General features: G+C 52.9%; 11 protein-coding genes. 10 read left to right on the top strand and 1 reads right to left on the bottom strand.

The window, feature by feature from the left end:
- Positions 1-2 precede the first annotated feature (2 nt).
- From thyA to recD, 9 genes are all read left to right on the top strand, one after another.
- Entirely contained in the window at positions 3-797 is a 795-nt protein-coding gene (gene thyA, locus FEK43_RS00055) for a thymidylate synthase (protein WP_000816232.1), read from the top strand.
- A gap of 184 nt (positions 798-981) precedes the next feature.
- Positions 982-1,452, top strand: coding sequence for a prepilin peptidase-dependent protein (locus tag FEK43_RS00050; protein WP_138158379.1), 471 nt, complete (start codon positions 982-984; stop codon positions 1,450-1,452).
- Complete coding sequence (locus FEK43_RS00045; RefSeq protein WP_135407722.1) at positions 1,443-2,006, top strand: prepilin peptidase-dependent protein; 564 nt, start codon at positions 1,443-1,445, stop codon at positions 2,004-2,006. The genes FEK43_RS00050 and FEK43_RS00045 overlap by 10 nt, the downstream gene beginning before the upstream one ends.
- Positions 2,003-2,410, top strand: coding sequence for a DUF2509 family protein (locus FEK43_RS00040; RefSeq protein WP_130259369.1), 408 nt, complete (start codon positions 2,003-2,005; stop codon positions 2,408-2,410). The genes FEK43_RS00045 and FEK43_RS00040 overlap by 4 nt, the downstream gene beginning before the upstream one ends.
- Complete coding sequence (locus FEK43_RS00035) at positions 2,395-2,718, top strand: prepilin-type N-terminal cleavage/methylation domain-containing protein (protein ID WP_130207726.1); 324 nt, start codon at positions 2,395-2,397, stop codon at positions 2,716-2,718. The genes FEK43_RS00040 and FEK43_RS00035 overlap by 16 nt, the downstream gene beginning before the upstream one ends.
- Positions 2,719-2,730: 12 nt before the next feature.
- Positions 2,731-6,099 (top strand): exodeoxyribonuclease V subunit gamma, encoded by a 3,369-nt coding sequence (recC, locus tag FEK43_RS00030; RefSeq protein ID WP_135407721.1) that lies wholly within the window; start codon positions 2,731-2,733, stop codon positions 6,097-6,099.
- Positions 6,100-6,274: 175 nt separating this feature from the next.
- Positions 6,275-9,163, top strand: a complete 2,889-nt coding sequence (gene ptrA, locus FEK43_RS00025) for a pitrilysin (protein WP_138158377.1) — start codon at positions 6,275-6,277, stop codon at positions 9,161-9,163.
- Positions 9,156-12,698: an exodeoxyribonuclease V subunit beta gene (gene recB / locus FEK43_RS00020; RefSeq protein WP_135407718.1), complete on the top strand. Its 3,543-nt coding sequence runs from the start codon at positions 9,156-9,158 to the stop codon at positions 12,696-12,698. The genes ptrA and recB overlap by 8 nt, the downstream gene beginning before the upstream one ends.
- Positions 12,698-14,524, top strand: a complete 1,827-nt coding sequence (gene recD, locus FEK43_RS00015) for an exodeoxyribonuclease V subunit alpha (protein WP_135407715.1) — start codon at positions 12,698-12,700, stop codon at positions 14,522-14,524. Before recB ends, recD begins: the two co-directional genes overlap by 1 nt.
- A gap of 81 nt (positions 14,525-14,605) precedes the next feature.
- Here the strand turns inward: recD and argA are convergent, their stop codons facing one another.
- A complete protein-coding gene (gene argA, locus FEK43_RS00010; RefSeq protein WP_130207716.1) occupies positions 14,606-15,937 on the bottom strand; it encodes an amino-acid N-acetyltransferase in 1,332 nt (443 codons plus the stop codon).
- A gap of 231 nt (positions 15,938-16,168) precedes the next feature.
- On the opposite strand from argA, the gene amiC reads away from it, so the two are divergent.
- Entirely contained in the window at positions 16,169-17,422 is a 1,254-nt protein-coding gene (gene amiC / locus FEK43_RS00005) for an N-acetylmuramoyl-L-alanine amidase AmiC (RefSeq protein WP_044189882.1), read from the top strand.
- Positions 17,423-17,514 lie beyond the last annotated feature (92 nt).

Raw genomic sequence — 17,514 nt, 5'->3', positions numbered from 1 at the left:
CCATGAAACAGTATTTAGAACTGATGCAAAAAGTGCTCGACGAAGGCACACAGAAAAACGACCGTACCGGAACCGGAACGCTTTCCATTTTTGGTCATCAGATGCGTTTTAACCTGCAGGATGGATTCCCGCTGGTGACAACCAAACGTTGCCACCTGCGTTCCATCATCCACGAACTACTGTGGTTCCTGCAGGGCGACACCAACATTGCTTATCTGCACGAAAACAATGTCACCATCTGGGACGAATGGGCTGATGAAAACGGTGACCTCGGCCCGGTATATGGCAAACAGTGGCGCGCCTGGCCAACGCCGGATGGACGTCATATTGACCAGATAACCACAGTGCTGAACCAGCTGAAAAACGACCCGGATTCCCGCCGCATTATTGTTTCGGCGTGGAACGTGGGGGAACTGGATAAAATGGCACTGGCTCCATGCCATGCGTTCTTCCAGTTCTATGTCGCAGACGGCAAACTCTCTTGCCAGCTTTATCAACGCTCCTGTGACGTCTTCCTGGGGCTGCCGTTTAACATCGCCAGCTATGCGTTACTGGTGCATATGATGGCGCAGCAGTGCGATCTTGAAGTGGGTGATTTTGTCTGGACCGGTGGCGACACGCACCTGTACAGCAACCATATGGATCAAACCCATCTGCAATTAAGCCGCGAACCGCGTCCGCTGCCGAAGTTGATTATCAAACGTAAACCCGAATCCATCTTCGACTACCGTTTCGAAGACTTTGAGATTGAAGGCTACGATCCGCATCCGGGCATTAAAGCGCCGGTGGCTATCTAATTACGAAACATCCTGCCAGAGCCGACGCCAGTGTGCGTCGGTTTTTTTTACCCTCCGTTAAATTCTTCGAGACGCCTTCCCGAAATTTTGCAACGCCCTGCAACAGGGTAAATAGTCCGGAAGACGGGCCGAAGAAATAGAAACTGGCACTCGTCTTTTTTTCTCCGCGCCGCATACTGCCGGCATGAAAAAACAACGTGGTTATACGCTGATTGAAACGCTGGTCGCGATGCTGATTTTGGTCATGCTAAGTGCAAGTGGACTCTATGGCTGGCAGTACTGGCAGCAGTCGCAACGGTTATGGCAAACCGCCAGCCTGGCGCGAGACTATTTGCTCTATTTACGTGAGGATGCCAACTGGCATAACCGCGACCACAGTATCAGTGTCATCAGGGAGGGAACGTCATGGTGTCTTGCGAGTGCCGCCGCTGGGGCGAATACCTGTCATGGCAGTTCACCGCTGGTCTTTGTGCCTCGCTGGCCCGAAGTCGAAATGAGCGACCTGACACCTTCGCTCACTTTCTTTGGCCTACGCAATACAGCATGGGCCGGACATATTCGCTTCAAAAATTCAGCGGGCGAGTGGTGGTTGGTGGTTTCGCCGTGGGGAAGGCTCCGGCTTTGTCAGCAAGGAGAAACAGAAGGATGCTTATAAAAGAGCAAGGTTTTTCTCTGCTGGAAGTGCTGATTGCTATGGCAATCAGCAGCGTACTGCTGCTGGGAGCTGCGCGATTTCTGCCCGCATTACAGCGTGAAAGTTTGATTGCTACTCGCAAGCTGGCGCTGGAAGATGAAATCTGGCTGCGGGTATTTACAGTCGCGAAGCATCTCCAGAGAGCAGGTTATTGTCATGGAACCTGTCCCGGTGAAGGTCTGAAAATTGTTGGGCAGGGTGACTGCATCATTGTGCAGTGGGATGCGAACAGTAACGGTATCTGGGAGCATGAGCCGGGAAAAGAATCCGACCAGATTGGATTTCGGCTAAAAGACAATGTCCTGGAAACGCTACGCGGCACGACATCCTGTGAAGGTAAGGGCTGGGATAAATTGACCAATCCAGATGCCGTCGTTATCGACACTTTTCAGGTTACCCGACAGGATAACAGCGGTTTCCCGCCGGTGCTGACGGTTAATATGCACGCTGCCAGCAAGGCTGATCCACAAACCGTGGTACTTGCCAGCTATAGCGTGACAGGATTCAACCTGTGAACCGCGAAAAGGGTGTTTCATCGCTGGCACTGGTCCTGATGCTGCTGGTTTTGGGCAGCTTGCTGCTACAAGGAATGAGCCAGCAGGATCGTAGTTTTGCCTCTCGCGTGACTATGGAAAGCCAGTCATTACGCCGTCAGGCCATTGTGCAGTCGGCGCTTGAGTGGGGGAAAATGCATGCCTGGCAGGTACAGCAAGCTGTTCAGTGTTCGCAATATGCCGCAACGGGTGCTCGAGCTTGCCTGCGAAGACTTGCGGATAATAAAGCCTTGCTAATAGCCGGTTATGAAGACGTTTCATTATGGCGAATGGGGGAAGCCATCGATGGGAATATCGTATTTTCGCCACATGGCTGGAGTGATTTTTGTCCGCTGAAAGAGGAGGCGTTATGTCAGCTTCCCTGAAGAATCAGCAAGGTTTTAGCCTGCCGGAGGTGATGTTGGCGATGGTACTGATGGTGATGATTGTCACTGCGTTATCTGGTTACCAGCGAACATTAAGCACCAGTCTTGCCAGCAGAAACCAGTACCAGCAGCTCTGGCGGCACGCCTGGCAGCAAGCACAACTGCGCGCGATTTCGCCACCTGCAAACTGGCAGGTCAACCGAATGCAGACATCGCAGGCGGGATGTGTCAGCATCAGCGTTACGCTATTTTCACCCGGGGGCAGAGAAGGCGAGATGACCCGCCTGCATTGCCCGAATCGTCAGTAGTCAGGAGCCGCTATGTTAAGGGTCTACCATTCCAATCGTCTGGACGTACTGGAAGCGTTGATGGAGTTTATTGTCGAACGCGAACGGCTGGACGATCCTTTCGAGCCAGAAATGATTCTGGTGCAAAGTACCGGTATGGCGCAGTGGCTGCAAATGACCCTGTCGCAGAAATTCGGCATTGCGGCAAACATTGATTTTCCGCTGCCTGCGAGCTTTATCTGGGATATGTTTGTTCGGGTATTACCAGAGATCCCCAAAGAGAGCGCCTTTAACAAGCGGAGTATGAGCTGGAAACTGATGACTCTGCTGCCGCAACTGCTGGATCGCGAAGATTTTACACTATTGCGTCATTACCTGACTGACGATAGCGACAAGCGAAAACTGTTTCAGCTTTCCTCAAAAGCGGCGGACCTGTTTGACCAATATCTGGTCTATCGCCCGGACTGGCTGGCGCAGTGGGAAGCCGGGCATCTGGTTGAAGGGCTGGGAGAAGCGCAGGCCTGGCAAGCGCCGTTGTGGAAGGTGCTGGTGGAATATACCCATGAACTCGGGCAACCGCGCTGGCACCGTGCCAATCTCTATCAACGCTTTATCGAAACACTGGAGTCTGCGACGACCTGCCCACCCGGCTTACCTTCGCGCGTCTTTATATGCGGTATTTCCGCGTTACCGCCTGTTTATCTCCAGGCGCTACAGGCGCTGGGTAAACATATTGAAATCCATCTCCTGTTTACCAACCCTTGCCGTTATTACTGGGGCGATATTAAAGATCCTGCTTATCTGGCGAAACTGCTGACCCGCCAGCGTCGACACAGTTTTGAAGATTGCGAATTGCCGCTATTTCGCGATAGCGAAAATGCCGGACAGCTCTTTAACAGCGACGGTGAACAGGATGTCGGCAACCCGCTACTGGCCTCCTGGGGTAAGTTGGGGCGCGACTACATCTATCTCCTTTCTGACCTGGAGAGCAGCCAGGAGCTGGACGCTTTTGTCGATGTTACGCCAGATAACCTGCTGCATAACATACAGTCCGACATTCTGGAACTGGAAAACCACGCCGTTGCTGGTGTGAACATCGAAGAGTTTTCCCGTAGCGATAACAAACGCCCGCTTGACCCGCAGGATAGCAGTATCACCTTCCACGTTTGCCATAGCCCGCAGCGTGAAGTTGAAGTTTTGCACGATCGCTTACTGGCGATGCTGGAGGAAGATCCGACACTTACTCCGCGAGATATCATCGTGATGGTGGCCGACATCGACAGCTACAGTCCGTTTATTCAGGCCGTGTTTGGCAGTGCGCCAGCGGATCGGTATCTGCCATATGCCATTTCCGACCGTCGGGCGCGGCAGTCGCATCCGGTACTGGAAGCGTTTATCAGCCTGTTATCGTTGCCGGACAGCCGCTTTGTGTCGGAGGATGTGCTGGCATTACTGGATGTGCCGGTGCTGGCGGCGCGGTTTGACATTACCGAAGAAGGGCTGCGTTACTTGCGCCAGTGGGTCAACGAATCCGGCATTCGTTGGGGCATAGATGACGATAACGTTCGTGAGCTGGAACTCCCCGCCACCGGACAACACACCTGGCGATTTGGCCTGACGCGCATGTTGCTGGGCTACGCGATGGAAAGTGCTCAGGGGGAATGGCAATCGGTTCTACCTTACGATGAATCGAGCGGCCTGATTGCAGAGCTGGTAGGACACCTGGCGTCACTGCTAATGCAGCTAAACATCTGGCGTCGCGGGCTGGCGCAGGAGCGCCCGCTTGAGGAGTGGCTGCCGGTTTGCCGCGATATGCTCAATGCCTTCTTCCTGCCGGATGCGGAAACCGAAGCGGCGATGACGCTTATTGAGCAACAATGGCAGGCGATTATCGCTGAAGGTTTAGGTGCGCAGTATGGCGACGCAGTGCCGCTATCTTTATTGCGTGATGAACTGGCACAACGCCTGGATCAGGAACGTATCAGCCAGCGTTTTCTCGCGGGGCCAGTTAACATTTGTACTCTGATGCCGATGCGTTCAATTCCGTTCAAAGTGGTTTGCCTGCTGGGAATGAACGACGGCGTTTACCCGCGCCAGCTTGCACCATTAGGCTTTGACCTGATGAGTCAGAAACCGAAGCGCGGTGACCGTAGCCGTCGCGATGATGACCGCTATCTGTTCCTGGAAGCGTTAATTTCCGCGCAACAAAAACTCTATATCAGCTATATCGGCCGCTCTATTCAGGATAACAGTGAACGATTCCCGTCAGTTCTGGTGCAGGAACTGATCGACTACATCGGGCAAAGCCATTATCTACCGGGCGATGAAGCGCTTAACTGTGATGAAAGCGAGGCAAGGGTAAAAGCGCATCTTACTTGCCACCATACCCGGATGCCGTTTGACCCGCAAAACTACCAGCCCGGTAACTTACAAAGCTATGCGCGCGAGTGGCTACCCGCGGCCAGCCAGGCAGGTAAGGCACATTCTGAATTTGTTCAGCCGCTACCGTTTACCTTGCCGGAAACCGTGCCGTTGGAAACGCTACAACGATTCTGGGCGCATCCGGTGCGGGCGTTTTTCCAGATGCGTTTGCAGGTGAACTTCCGTACCGAAGACAGCGAAATTCCCGACACCGAACCTTTTATTCTTGAAGGGCTTAGTCGTTATCAAATCAACCAGCAGTTATTAAATGCACTGGTTGAGCAGGATGATGCCGAACGCTTGTTCCGCCGATTCCGGGCGGCAGGTGATTTGCCGTATGGTGCCTTTGGTGAAATTTTCTGGGAAACACAGTGCCAGGAGATGCAGCAGCTTGCAGACAGAGTCATTGCCTGCCGTCAGCCGGGTCAGAGCATGGAAATCGATCTCGCCTGTAACGGCGTGCAAATAACGGGCTGGTTGCCGCAGGTCCAGTCAGATGGCCTGTTGCGCTGGCGTCCCTCTTTATTAAGTGTGGCGCAGGGAATGCAACTTTGGCTGGAACACCTTGTCTACTGTGCCAGCGGTGGTAATGGTGAAAGTCGCCTTTTTCTACGCAAAGACGGCGAGTGGCGTTTTCCGCCGCTTGCTGCCGAACAGGCTTTGCATTACCTCTCACAGCTGATTGAAGGGTATCGTGAAGGTATGTCCGCGCCATTGCTGGTGTTACCTGAAAGTGGCGGTGCATGGCTAAAAACCTGTTATGACGCAGAAAACGATGCCATGCTGGACGACGAATCCACGTTGCAAAAAGCTCGTTCGAAATTCCTTCAGGCTTACGAAGGCAACATGATGGTGCGTGGCGAAGGTGATGATATCTGGTATCAACGGCTATGGCGGCAATTAACGCCAGAGACAATGGAAGCCATCATTGAACAGTCGCAACGTTTCCTGTTACCGCTGTTTCGCTTTAATCAGTCATGAGTGTTGTATAAAAATTGCGCAATTCATTTGCTTACTTTATGATGCGCATCAGTCACGGACTGATGGTTATATAGACATAGGCTGACTCGTGCAGCACAAGATTAAGTCCTGCCAGATGATTTTCATTAACGTGTTGAATCTGGGTGGAAAATAAAGTTGATAATGAGGTCCGTGAATGCCCCGCAGCACCTGGTTCAAAGCATTATTGTTGTTTGTTGCCCTTTGGGCACCCTTAAGTCAGGCAGAAACTGGATGGCAGCCGATTCAGGAAACCATCCGTAAAAGCGATAAAGATAACCGCCAGTATCAGGCTATACGTCTGGATAACGGTATGGTGGTATTGCTGGTTTCTGACCCGCAAGCGATTAAATCGCTTTCGGCGCTGGTAGTGCCCGTTGGGTCGCTGGAAGATCCTGAGGCTTATCAGGGGCTGGCGCATTACCTTGAACATATGAGTCTGATGGGATCGAAAAAGTACCCGCAGGCTGACAGTCTGGCTGAATACCTCAAAATGCACGGCGGCAGTCACAATGCCAGCACCGCGCCGTATCGCACGGCTTTCTATCTGGAAGTTGAGAACGACGCCTTGCCTGGTGCGGTAGACCGCCTGGCCGATGCTATCGCTGAACCCTTGCTCGACAAGAAATATGCCGAACGTGAGCGTAATGCGGTGAACGCCGAACTGACTATGGCACGCACACGTGACGGGATGCGCATGGCGCAGGTCAGCGCAGAAACGATCAACCCGGCGCACCCTGGTTCAAAGTTTTCTGGCGGTAACCTGGAAACCTTAAGCGACAAACCCGGTAATCCGGTGCAGCAGGCGCTGAAAGATTTCCACGAGAAGTACTATTCCGCCAATCTGATGAAGGCGGTTATTTACAGTAATAAACCGTTGCCGGAGTTGGCAAAAATGGCGGCGGACACTTTTGGTCGCGTGCCGGACAAAGAGAGCAAAAAACCGGAAATCACCGTACCGGTAGTCACCGACGCGCAAAAGGGCATTATCATTCATTATGTTCCGGCGTTGCCGCGTAAAGTGCTGCGCGTCGAGTTTCGTATTGATAACAACTCGGCGAAATTCCGTAGTAAAACCGATGAATTGATTACCTATCTGATTGGCAATCGCAGCCCAGGTACACTTTCTGACTGGCTGCAAAAACAGGGATTAGTTGAGGGCATTAGCGCCAACTCCGATCCTATCGTCAACGGCAACAGCGGCGTTTTAGCGATCTCTGCGTCTTTAACCGATAAAGGCCTGGCGAATCGCGATCAGGTTGTGGCGGCAATTTTTAGCTATCTCAATCTGTTACGTGAAAAAGGCATTGATAAACAATACTTCGATGAACTGGCGAATGTGCTGGATATCGACTTCCGTTATCCGTCAATCACCCGTGATATGGATTACGTCGAATGGCTGGCGGACACCATGATTCGCGTTCCTGTGGCGCATACGTTGGACGCGGTCAATATTGCCGATCGGTATGATGCTAAAGCAGTAAAAGAACGTCTGGCGATGATGACGCCACAGAATGCGCGTATCTGGTATATCAGCCCGAAAGAGCCGCACAATAAAACGGCTTATTTTGTCGATGCGCCTTATCAGGTCGATAAAATCAGCGAACAAACTTTCGCTGACTGGCAGCAAAAAGCCGCCAATATTGCGCTCTCCTTACCGGAGCTTAACCCCTATATTCCTCACGATTTCTCGCTGATTAAGTCAGAGAAGAAATACGACCATCCAGAGTTGATCGTGGATGAATCGAACCTGCGTGTGGTGTATGCGCCGAGCCGTTATTTTGCCAGCGAGCCAAAAGCCGATGTCAGCCTGATTTTGCGTAATCCGAAAGCCATGGACAGCGCCCGCAATCAGGTGATGTTTGCGCTCAATGATTATCTCGCAGGGCTGGCGCTTGATCAGTTAAGCAACCAGGCGTCGGTTGGCGGCATTAGTTTTTCCACCAATGCTAACAACGGCCTTATGGTTAATGCCAATGGTTACACCCAGCGTCTGCCGCAGCTGTTCCAGGCATTGCTCGAGGGGTACTTTAGCTATACCGCTACGGAAGATCAGCTTGAGCAGGCAAAATCCTGGTATAACCAGATGATGGATTCCGCAGAAAAGGGCAAAGCGTTTGAGCAGGCGATTATGCCTGCGCAGATGCTCTCCCAGGTGCCTTACTTCTCGCGTGATGAAAGGCGCAAAATTTTGCCTTCCATTACCTTGAAAGAGGTGCTGGCCTATCGCGACGCCTTAAAATCAGGGGCTCGACCAGAGTTTATGGTTATTGGCAACATGACCGAAGCTCAGGCAACAACGCTGGCGCGCGATGTGCAAAAACAGTTGGGCGCGGATGGCTCAGAGTGGTGTCGTAACAAAGATGTACTGGTTGATAAAAAACAATCCGTCATCTTTGAAAAAGCCGGTAACAGCACCGACTCTGCGCTGGCAGCGGTATTTGTACCGACTGGCTACGATGAATACACCAGTTCAGCATATAGTTCTCTGCTGGGGCAGATTGTACAGCCGTGGTTCTACAATCAGTTGCGTACCGAAGAACAGTTGGGCTATGCCGTGTTCGCGTTCCCAATGAGCGTAGGGCGTCAGTGGGGCATGGGCTTCCTGCTTCAAAGCAACGAAAAACAGCCATCGTACCTGTGGGAGCGTTACAAGGCGTTTTTCCCGATAGCAGAAGCGAAATTGCGGGCGATGAAGCCAGAAGAGTTTGCGCAAATCCAGCAGGCGGTAATTACCCAGATGCTGCAGGCACCGCAAACGCTCGGCGAAGAAGCATCGAAGTTAAGTAAAGATTTCGATCGCGGCAATATGCGCTTCGATTCGCGTGATAAAATCGTAGCCCAGATTAAACTGCTGACGCCGCAAAAACTGGCCGATTTCTTCCATCAGGCGGTAGTCGAGCCGCAAGGCATGGCTATCCTGTCGCAGATTTCCGGCAGCCAGAATGGGAAAGCAGAATATGTACACCCTGAAGGCTGGAAAGTGTGGGAGAACGTCAGCGCGTTGCAGCAAACAATGCCACTGATGAGTGAAAAGAATGAGTGATGTCGCCGAGACTCTAGATCCTTTGCGCTTGCCCTTACAGGGCGAGCGCCTGATTGAAGCCTCTGCCGGCACAGGCAAAACCTTTACGATTGCGGCGCTCTATTTGCGCCTGTTACTTGGACTAGGCGGTTCTGCCGCCTTTCCCCGCCCGCTGACCGTTGAAGAACTGCTGGTGGTGACCTTTACCGAGGCTGCCACTGCAGAATTGCGCGGTCGTATCCGTAGCAATATCCACGAGTTGCGCATCGCCTGTTTGCGTGAAACCACCGACAATCCTCTTTATGCACGCCTTCTGGAAGAGATCGACGATAAAGCACAGGCCGCGCAGTGGTTGCTGTTAGCCGAACGGCAGATGGATGAAGCGGCAGTCTTTACCATTCACGGTTTTTGCCAGCGTATGCTCAACCTGAATGCCTTTGAATCCGGCATGTTGTTTGAGCAGCAACTGATTGAAGATGAATCGTTACTGCGCTACCAGGCCTGCGCCGATTTCTGGCGTCGCCATTGCTACCCGTTACCGCGTGAAATTGCTCAGGTCGTCTTTGAAACCTGGAAAGGGCCGCAGGCGTTACTGCGCGATATTAATCGTTATTTGCAAGGCGAAGCGCCGGTTATCAAAGCACCGCCGCCCGATGATGAAACGCTGGCTTCCCGCCACGCGCAAATTGTGGCGCGTATTGATACGGTAAAACAGCAGTGGCGCGACGCAGTGGGTGAACTGGATACGCTGATCGAATCTTCTGGCATTGATCGACGCAAGTTTAACCGTAGCAATCAGGCTAAATGGATAGACAAGATCAGTGCCTGGGCAGAAGAAGAGACAAACAGTTATCAGTTGCCAGAGTCGCTGGAAAAATTCTCTCAGCGTTTCTTAGAAGATCGCACGAAAGCCGGGGGGGAAATCCCGCGACATCCGCTGTTTGAGGCGATCGATCAACTGATTGCAGAACCATTGTCGATCCGCGATCTGGTGATCACCCGCGCATTGGCTGAGATCCGCGAAACGGTAGCGCGTGAAAAACGTCGCCGTGGCGAACTGGGTTTTGACGATATGTTAAGTCGGCTCGATTCCGCGCTGCGTAGCGAAAGCGGTGAGGCTCTGGCGACAGCGATCCGTACGCGATTCCCGGTGGCAATGATCGACGAATTTCAGGACACGGACCCGCAGCAGTACCGGATTTTTCGCCGTATCTGGCACCATCAGCCGGAAACCGCATTGCTGCTGATTGGTGATCCGAAACAGGCCATTTATGCGTTCCGTGGTGCGGATATCTTCACTTATATGAAGGCGCGTAGCGAAGTTCACGCGCACTACACCTTAGATACCAACTGGCGTTCCGCACCAGGAATGGTGAACAGCGTAAACAAGCTTTTCAGCCAGACTGATGACGCGTTCATGTTTCGCGAAATACCGTTTATTCCTGTGAAATCTGCCGGGAAAAATCAGGCACTGCGTTTTGTATTTAAAGGTGAAACGCAGCCAGCGATGAAAATGTGGTTGATGGAAGGCGAAAGCTGCGGCGTTGGCGATTATCAAAGTACGATGGCGCAGGTATGTGCCGCGCAAATCCGCGACTGGTTACAGGCCGGGCAGCGCGGGGAAGCGTTGCTGATGAACGGCGATGATGCACGTCCGGTACGTGCCTCGGACATCAGTGTGCTGGTGCGCAGCCGCCAGGAGGCCGCCCAGGTGCGCGATGCCTTAACGTTGCTGGAAATCCCTTCCGTTTACCTTTCGAACCGCGACAGTGTTTTTGAAACTCTGGAAGCGCAGGAAATGCTTTGGTTGTTGCAGGCGGTGATGACGCCCGAACGTGAGAATACCCTGCGCAGTGCGCTGGCAACGTCAATGATGGGGCTGAATGCGCTGGATATCGAAACGCTGAACAATGACGAAAATGCGTGGGACGCGGTGGTTGAAGAGTTCGATGGTTATCGGCAAATCTGGCGCAAACGCGGCGTCATGCCAATGCTGCGAGCGCTGATGTCGGCGCGCAACATTGCAGAAAACCTGCTGGCAACGGCCGGTGGCGAGCGGCGTCTTACTGACATCTTGCATATCAGCGAACTGCTACAAGAAGCGGGAACGCAGCTGGAAAGTGAACATGCTTTGGTACGTTGGTTATCGCAACATATCCTTGAGCCAGACAGTAATGCCTCCAGCCAACAAATGCGCCTCGAAAGCGACAAACATTTGGTGCAGATCGTCACGATCCACAAATCGAAAGGGCTGGAATATCCGCTGGTCTGGCTGCCGTTTATCACCAATTTCCGTGTACAGGATCAGGCGTTCTATCACGATCGAGGCTCGTTTGAAGCAGTTCTGGATCTTAACGCTGCGCCAGAAAGCGTAGATCTTGCTGAAGCCGAACGTCTGGCTGAAGATCTGCGTTTGCTTTACGTGGCGCTCACGCGTTCGGTCTGGCATTGCAGTCTCGGTGTTGCGCCGCTGGTGCGCCGTCGTGGCGATAAAAAAGGTGACACCGACGTTCATCAAAGTGCGCTCGGGCGCTTGCTGCAAAAAGGTGAACCGCAAGATGCGGCAGGGCTTCGCGCCTGTATTGAAGCATTGTGCGATGATGATATAGCCTGGCAAACGGCACAAACTGGTGATAACCAACCCTGGCAGGTTAATGATGCTTTAACTGCAGAACTGAATGCCAGAACGTTACAACGATTGCCCGGCGATAACTGGCGCGTCACCAGCTACTCTGGTTTGCAGCAGCGTGGTCACGGTATCGCTCAGGATCTGATGCCTCGGCTGGATGTCGATGCTGCAGGCGTTGCCAGCGTCGTTGAAGAACCGACGTTAACACCACATCAGTTTCCGCGCGGTGCGTCACCGGGGACGTTCTTGCACAGTTTGTTTGAAGACCTGGATTTTACCCAGCCGGTTGACCCGAACTGGGTGCGAGAAAAACTGGAGCTTGGCGGTTTTGAAGCGCACTGGGAACCTGTGTTAACTGAGTGGATCACCGCTATTCTTCAGGCGCCGCTCAATGAAACTGGTGTAAGCCTGAGTCAGCTTTCCGCCCGCAATAAACAGGTGGAGATGGAGTTTTATCTTCCGATTAGTAAACCGCTTGTCGCCAGTCAGCTTGATACGTTAATCCGCCAGTTTGACCCGCTATCCGCAGGCTGCCCGCCGTTGGAGTTCATGCAGGTGCGTGGCATGTTAAAAGGTTTTATTGACCTGGTGTTTCGCCACGAAGGGCGTTATTACCTGCTCGACTATAAATCCAACTGGTTGGGTGAAGACAGTTCGGCTTACACCCAACAGGCTATGGCAGCGGCGATGCAGGCACACCGCTATGATCTGCAATATCAGCTTTATACCCTGGCGCTGCACCGTTATCTGCGCCATCGCATTGCTGATTACGACTATGATCGTCACTTTGGCGGCGTTATCTATCTGTTCCTGCGTGGCGTTGATAAAGAACATCCGCAACAAGGGATCTACGCGACCCGACCCAACGCCGAGTTGATTGACCTGATGGATGAGATGTTTGCCGGTATGACCCTGGAGGAGGCGTAATGAAATTGCAAAAGCAATTACTGGAAGCTGTGGAGCACAAACAGCTACGCCCGCTGGATGTGCAATTTGCCCTGACCGTGGCGGGAAATGAACATCCTGCCGTCACCCTTGCGGCGGCACTGCTAAGTCATGATGCCGGAGAGGGACACGTCTGTTTGCCGCTTTCACGACTGGAAAATAACGAGGTGTCGCATCTGCTGTTGGCGACCTGTGTCAGTGAAATCGGTGAGCTACAAAATTGGGAAGAATGCTTGCTGGCTTCACAAGCGGTCAGCCGGGGAGATGAACCAACGCCGATGATCCTCTGTGGCGATCGCCTTTATCTGAATCGCATGTGGTGTAACGAGCGTACGGTGGCGCGCTTCTTCAATGAGGTGAATCATGCCATCGAGGTGGATGAAGCGTTGCTGGCGCAAACGCTGGATAAACTCTTTCCGCCTGGTGATGAAGTTAACTGGCAAAAAGTGGCGGCAGCAGTGGCACTGACGCGGCGCATTTCGGTAATTTCCGGCGGCCCCGGCACAGGTAAAACGACGACCGTGGCGAAGTTGTTGGCTGCGTTAATTCAGATGGCCGACGGTGAACGCTGTCGTATCCGCCTGGCTGCGCCAACGGGGAAAGCTGCCGCACGCTTAACAGAATCTCTCGGCAAGGCTCTGCGCCAGTTACCGCTGACCGATGAACAAAAGAAACGCATACCAGAAGACGCCAGCACCTTGCACCGCCTCCTGGGCGCGCAGCCAGGTAGCCAGCGTTTACGCCATCATGCGGGTAACCCGCTGCATCTTGATGTGCTGGTGGTGGATGAAGCGTCAATGATCGATCTGCCTATGATGTCTCGGCTGATCGATGCCTTGCCCGATCATGCGCGAGTGATCTTCCTCGGCGATCGCGATCAACTGGCCTCCGTTGAGGCTGGAGCTGTGCTGGGCGATATCTGTGCTTATGCCAATGCGGGCTTTACCGCAGAGCGTGCCGGGCAGTTGAGCCGCCTGACGGGAAGCCATGTTCCGGCGGGAAGCGGCACAGAAGCGGCATCACTGCGCGATAGTCTCTGCCTGCTGCAAAAGAGTTACCGTTTCGGCAGCAACTCTGGCATTGGTCAGCTTGCGGCGGCTATTAATCGCGGCGATAAAACGGCAGTGAAAACCGTTTTTCAGCAGGATTTTACTGATATCGAAAAACGACTTTTACAGAGCGGCGAAGATTATATTGCGATGCTTGAGGAAGCTCTTGCGGGTTACGGACGCTACCTGGATCTGCTTCAGGCACGTGCCGAGCCGGATTTAATCATTCAGGCGTTCAATGAGTATCAGCTTTTGTGCGCCCTGCGGGAAGGGCCGTTTGGCGTGGCAGGACTGAATGAGCGAATTGAACAGTTTATGCAACAGAAGCGCAAAATTCATCGTCATCCGCACTCGCGCTGGTACGAAGGCCGGCCGGTGATGATTGCCCGTAATGACAGTGCGCTTGGGTTGTTTAATGGTGATATCGGTGTCGCTCTGGATCGCGGGCAGGGGACGCGCGTCTGGTTTGCAATGCCGGATGGCAATATCAAGTCGGTGCAACCGAGTCGCCTGCCGGAGCACGAAACCACGTGGGCGATGACAGTACATAAATCGCAGGGATCGGAGTTCGACCATGCGGCGTTGATTTTACCGAGCCAACGCACGCCGGTAGTAACGCGAGAGCTGGTTTACACCGCGGTGACCCGCGCGCGTCGGCGTTTGTCATTGTATGCCGATGAACGCATTTTAAGTGCGGCAATCGCTACGCGCACCGAGCGGCGTAGCGGGCTGGCAGCGTTGTTTGGTTCGCGGGGATAAATGTGATTGCCTGATGCGACGCATGTGCGTCTTATCATGCCTACGAGTGTTACGCATGTCGCATCTGGCGATTTCCATCGCTTACCCTAAATCCGCCATCAACACCTTTGATTTACGCTGGTAGTTGTACAACTGCTTTTTGCTCTCCGGCAGCAAATCAATATCCACCGGGGTAAATCCGCGTTCCTGGAACCAGTGAATACTGCGCGTAGTCAGTACAAACAATTTGCTTAAGCCGCTCTGCTTCGCCTGGGCTGCAATGCGTTCCAGCAAAACCTCGCCCCTTGATGAACTGCGGTAATCCGGGTGAACTGCCACACAGGCCATTTCACCTATCTTCTCTTCCGGGAATGGATAGAGCGCGGCGCAGGCAATAGTCGTGTTATCGCGCTGAATAATAGTGAATTTGTCGATTTCCATCTCCAGTTGCTCGCGAGAACGACGCACCAGAATACCTTGCTGCTCCAGTGGGCGAATCAACTCCAGAATACCGCCAATATCGTTGATTGTTGCGCGACGAATCTGCTCGGCGCTTTCCATCACAATCTGCGTACCGATACCGTCGCGTGAGAACAACTCTTGCAACAGCGCGCCATCTTCCTGATAACTGATTAAATGACAGCGACGCACGCCGCTGCGGCAGGCTTTCACTGCGCCACGCAAAAAGCGCACCGTACCGGAGTTGTAATCGCCTTTCTCTTCCTGGACTTCTACCCGCGCTTGCGCTTCGTTAGGGAAAAGTTCGGAGACAATATCACCGTCGTCATTAGTGACGCCCTGTGAAGAGCAAAAACCAATCATCTTCTCAGCTTTCAGTTTGATGGCCAGTTGAGTGGCAATCTCTTCCGAGGTCAGGTTAAAGCTCTCGCCAGTGACCGAAACCGCCACCGGCCCCATCAGCACAATCGCACCGCTGTCCAGTTGGCGATGAATCGCTTCTTCATCAATCCGCCGGATGCGCCCGCTATGGCAGTAATCCACACCATCATCCACGCCCAGCGGCTGGGCAATAATAAAATTGCCACTGACGACGTTGATATGCGCGCCTTGCAACGGCGTGTTGTTGAGGCTCATTGACAGGCGAGCGGTAATATCCAGTTGTAACGTACCCGCAGCCTGCTTCACCAGCTCCAGCGTTTTGGCGTCGGTCACGCGCGTATTCTTGTGATATAGCGGCTCGTGGTGATGTGCCGCAAGATTTGCGTCGATCTGGGGACGTGCGCCATAAACCACCACCAGACGGATGCCGAGGCTGTGCAACAACCCAATATCATTGACAATACTGGAGAAATTTTCATGCTCAATGGCTTCTCCGCCGAGCATGATGACAAACGTTTTTCCCCGGTGGGTATTGATATAGGGAACCGAATGGCGGAATCCCTCGACCAGCTCGGTTTTACGTTCCTTTACCACGGCACACCTCTTTGCATGATTATTCGAAATTATTGTATTTTTATTCTGTTTTTTCGCCGTGCGCAAGTGCAAATTTTATGCGAGTGCGACTTTTTTATCAGTAATACCGTGAATATAAATAGAATGTTTACCGTTTTATAGATGACAGATTATGCGTCTTTCGCTAAAGTTTCCGGTCAAATTGGTCGTTTACTTGTTACACAGCTTAGATTTCTTTTGCTCGGGAGAGGCATGTCAGGATCCAACACTGCAATCAGCCGTCGTCGTTTACTGCAAGGCGCGGGCGCCATGTGGCTATTGAGCGTAAGCCAGGTGAGTCTGGCTGCGGTCAGCCAGGTCGTGGCGGTGCGCGTCTGGCCTGCGTCCAGCTACACCCGCGTGACGGTAGAATCAAATCGTCAGCTGAAATATAAGCAGTTCGCGTTGAGTAACCCTGAACGCGTGGTGGTGGATATCGAAGATGTAAACCTGAACTCGGTGCTCAAGGGGATGGCTGCGCAAATCCGCGCTGACGACCCGTTCATCAAGTCGGCACGCGTCGGCCAATTTGATCCGCAAACCGTGCGGATGGTTTTTGAGTTAAAGCAAAATGTAAAACCGCAGATGTTTGCCCTCGCGCCGGTCGCCGGGTTTAAAGAACGTCTGGTGATGGACCTTTATCCGGCCAATGCTCAGGACATGCAAGACCCATTGCTGGCGCTGCTGGAAGATTACAACAAAGGCGACCTCGAAAAGCAGGTGCCGCCAGCGCAGAGTGGCCCACAGCCAGGCAAGGCCGGGCGCGATCGTCCGATTGTCATTATGCTCGACCCTGGCCACGGCGGCGAAGACTCCGGCGCGGTGGGGAAATACAAAACGCGCGAAAAAGACGTGGTATTGCAAATAGCTCGCCGTCTGCGCTCTCTGATCGAGAAAGAGGGCAATATGAAGGTTTACATGACGCGTAATGAAGACATCTTCATTCCGTTGCAAGTGCGCGTAGCAAAAGCACAGAAACAGCGTGCTGATTTGTTTGTCTCTATTCATGCCGACGCCTTTACCAGTCGCCAGCCGAGCGGTTCCTCGGTGTTTGCGCTCTCTACCAAAGGCGCAACCAGTACTGCGGCAAAATATCTGGCACAAACCCAGAACGCCTCGGACTTGATTGGTGGTGTGAGCAAAAGCGGCGACCGCTATGTCGACCACACCATGTTCGATATGGTGCAGTCGTTGACCATTGCCGACAGCCTGAAGTTTGGTAAGGCCGTGCTAAATAAGCTGGGGAAAATCAACAAACTGCATAAGAATCAGGTTGAGCAGGCCGGGTTTGCTGTGCTGAAAGCGCCAGATATTCCTTCCATTCTGGTCGAAACGGCGTTTATCAGTAACGTTGAGGAAGAACGCAAATTGAAAACGGCGACTTTCCAGCAGGAAGTTGCGGAGTCTATTCTTGCGGGAATTAAAGCGTATTTTGCCGATGGGGCGACGCTGGCGAGAAGAGGATGATAAAAAGGCGCTGAATGGCGCTTTTTTTATGGGAGAATAGAAACAAAAAAACACCCGTTAGGGTGTTCAATAATTGGTTGCGGGGGCCGGAT

It is taken from the genome of Escherichia sp. E2562 (assembly GCF_005781075.1).
Lineage (GTDB): Bacteria > Pseudomonadota > Gammaproteobacteria > Enterobacterales > Enterobacteriaceae > Escherichia.
This window is presented reverse-complemented; position numbering and strand designations above follow the sequence as displayed.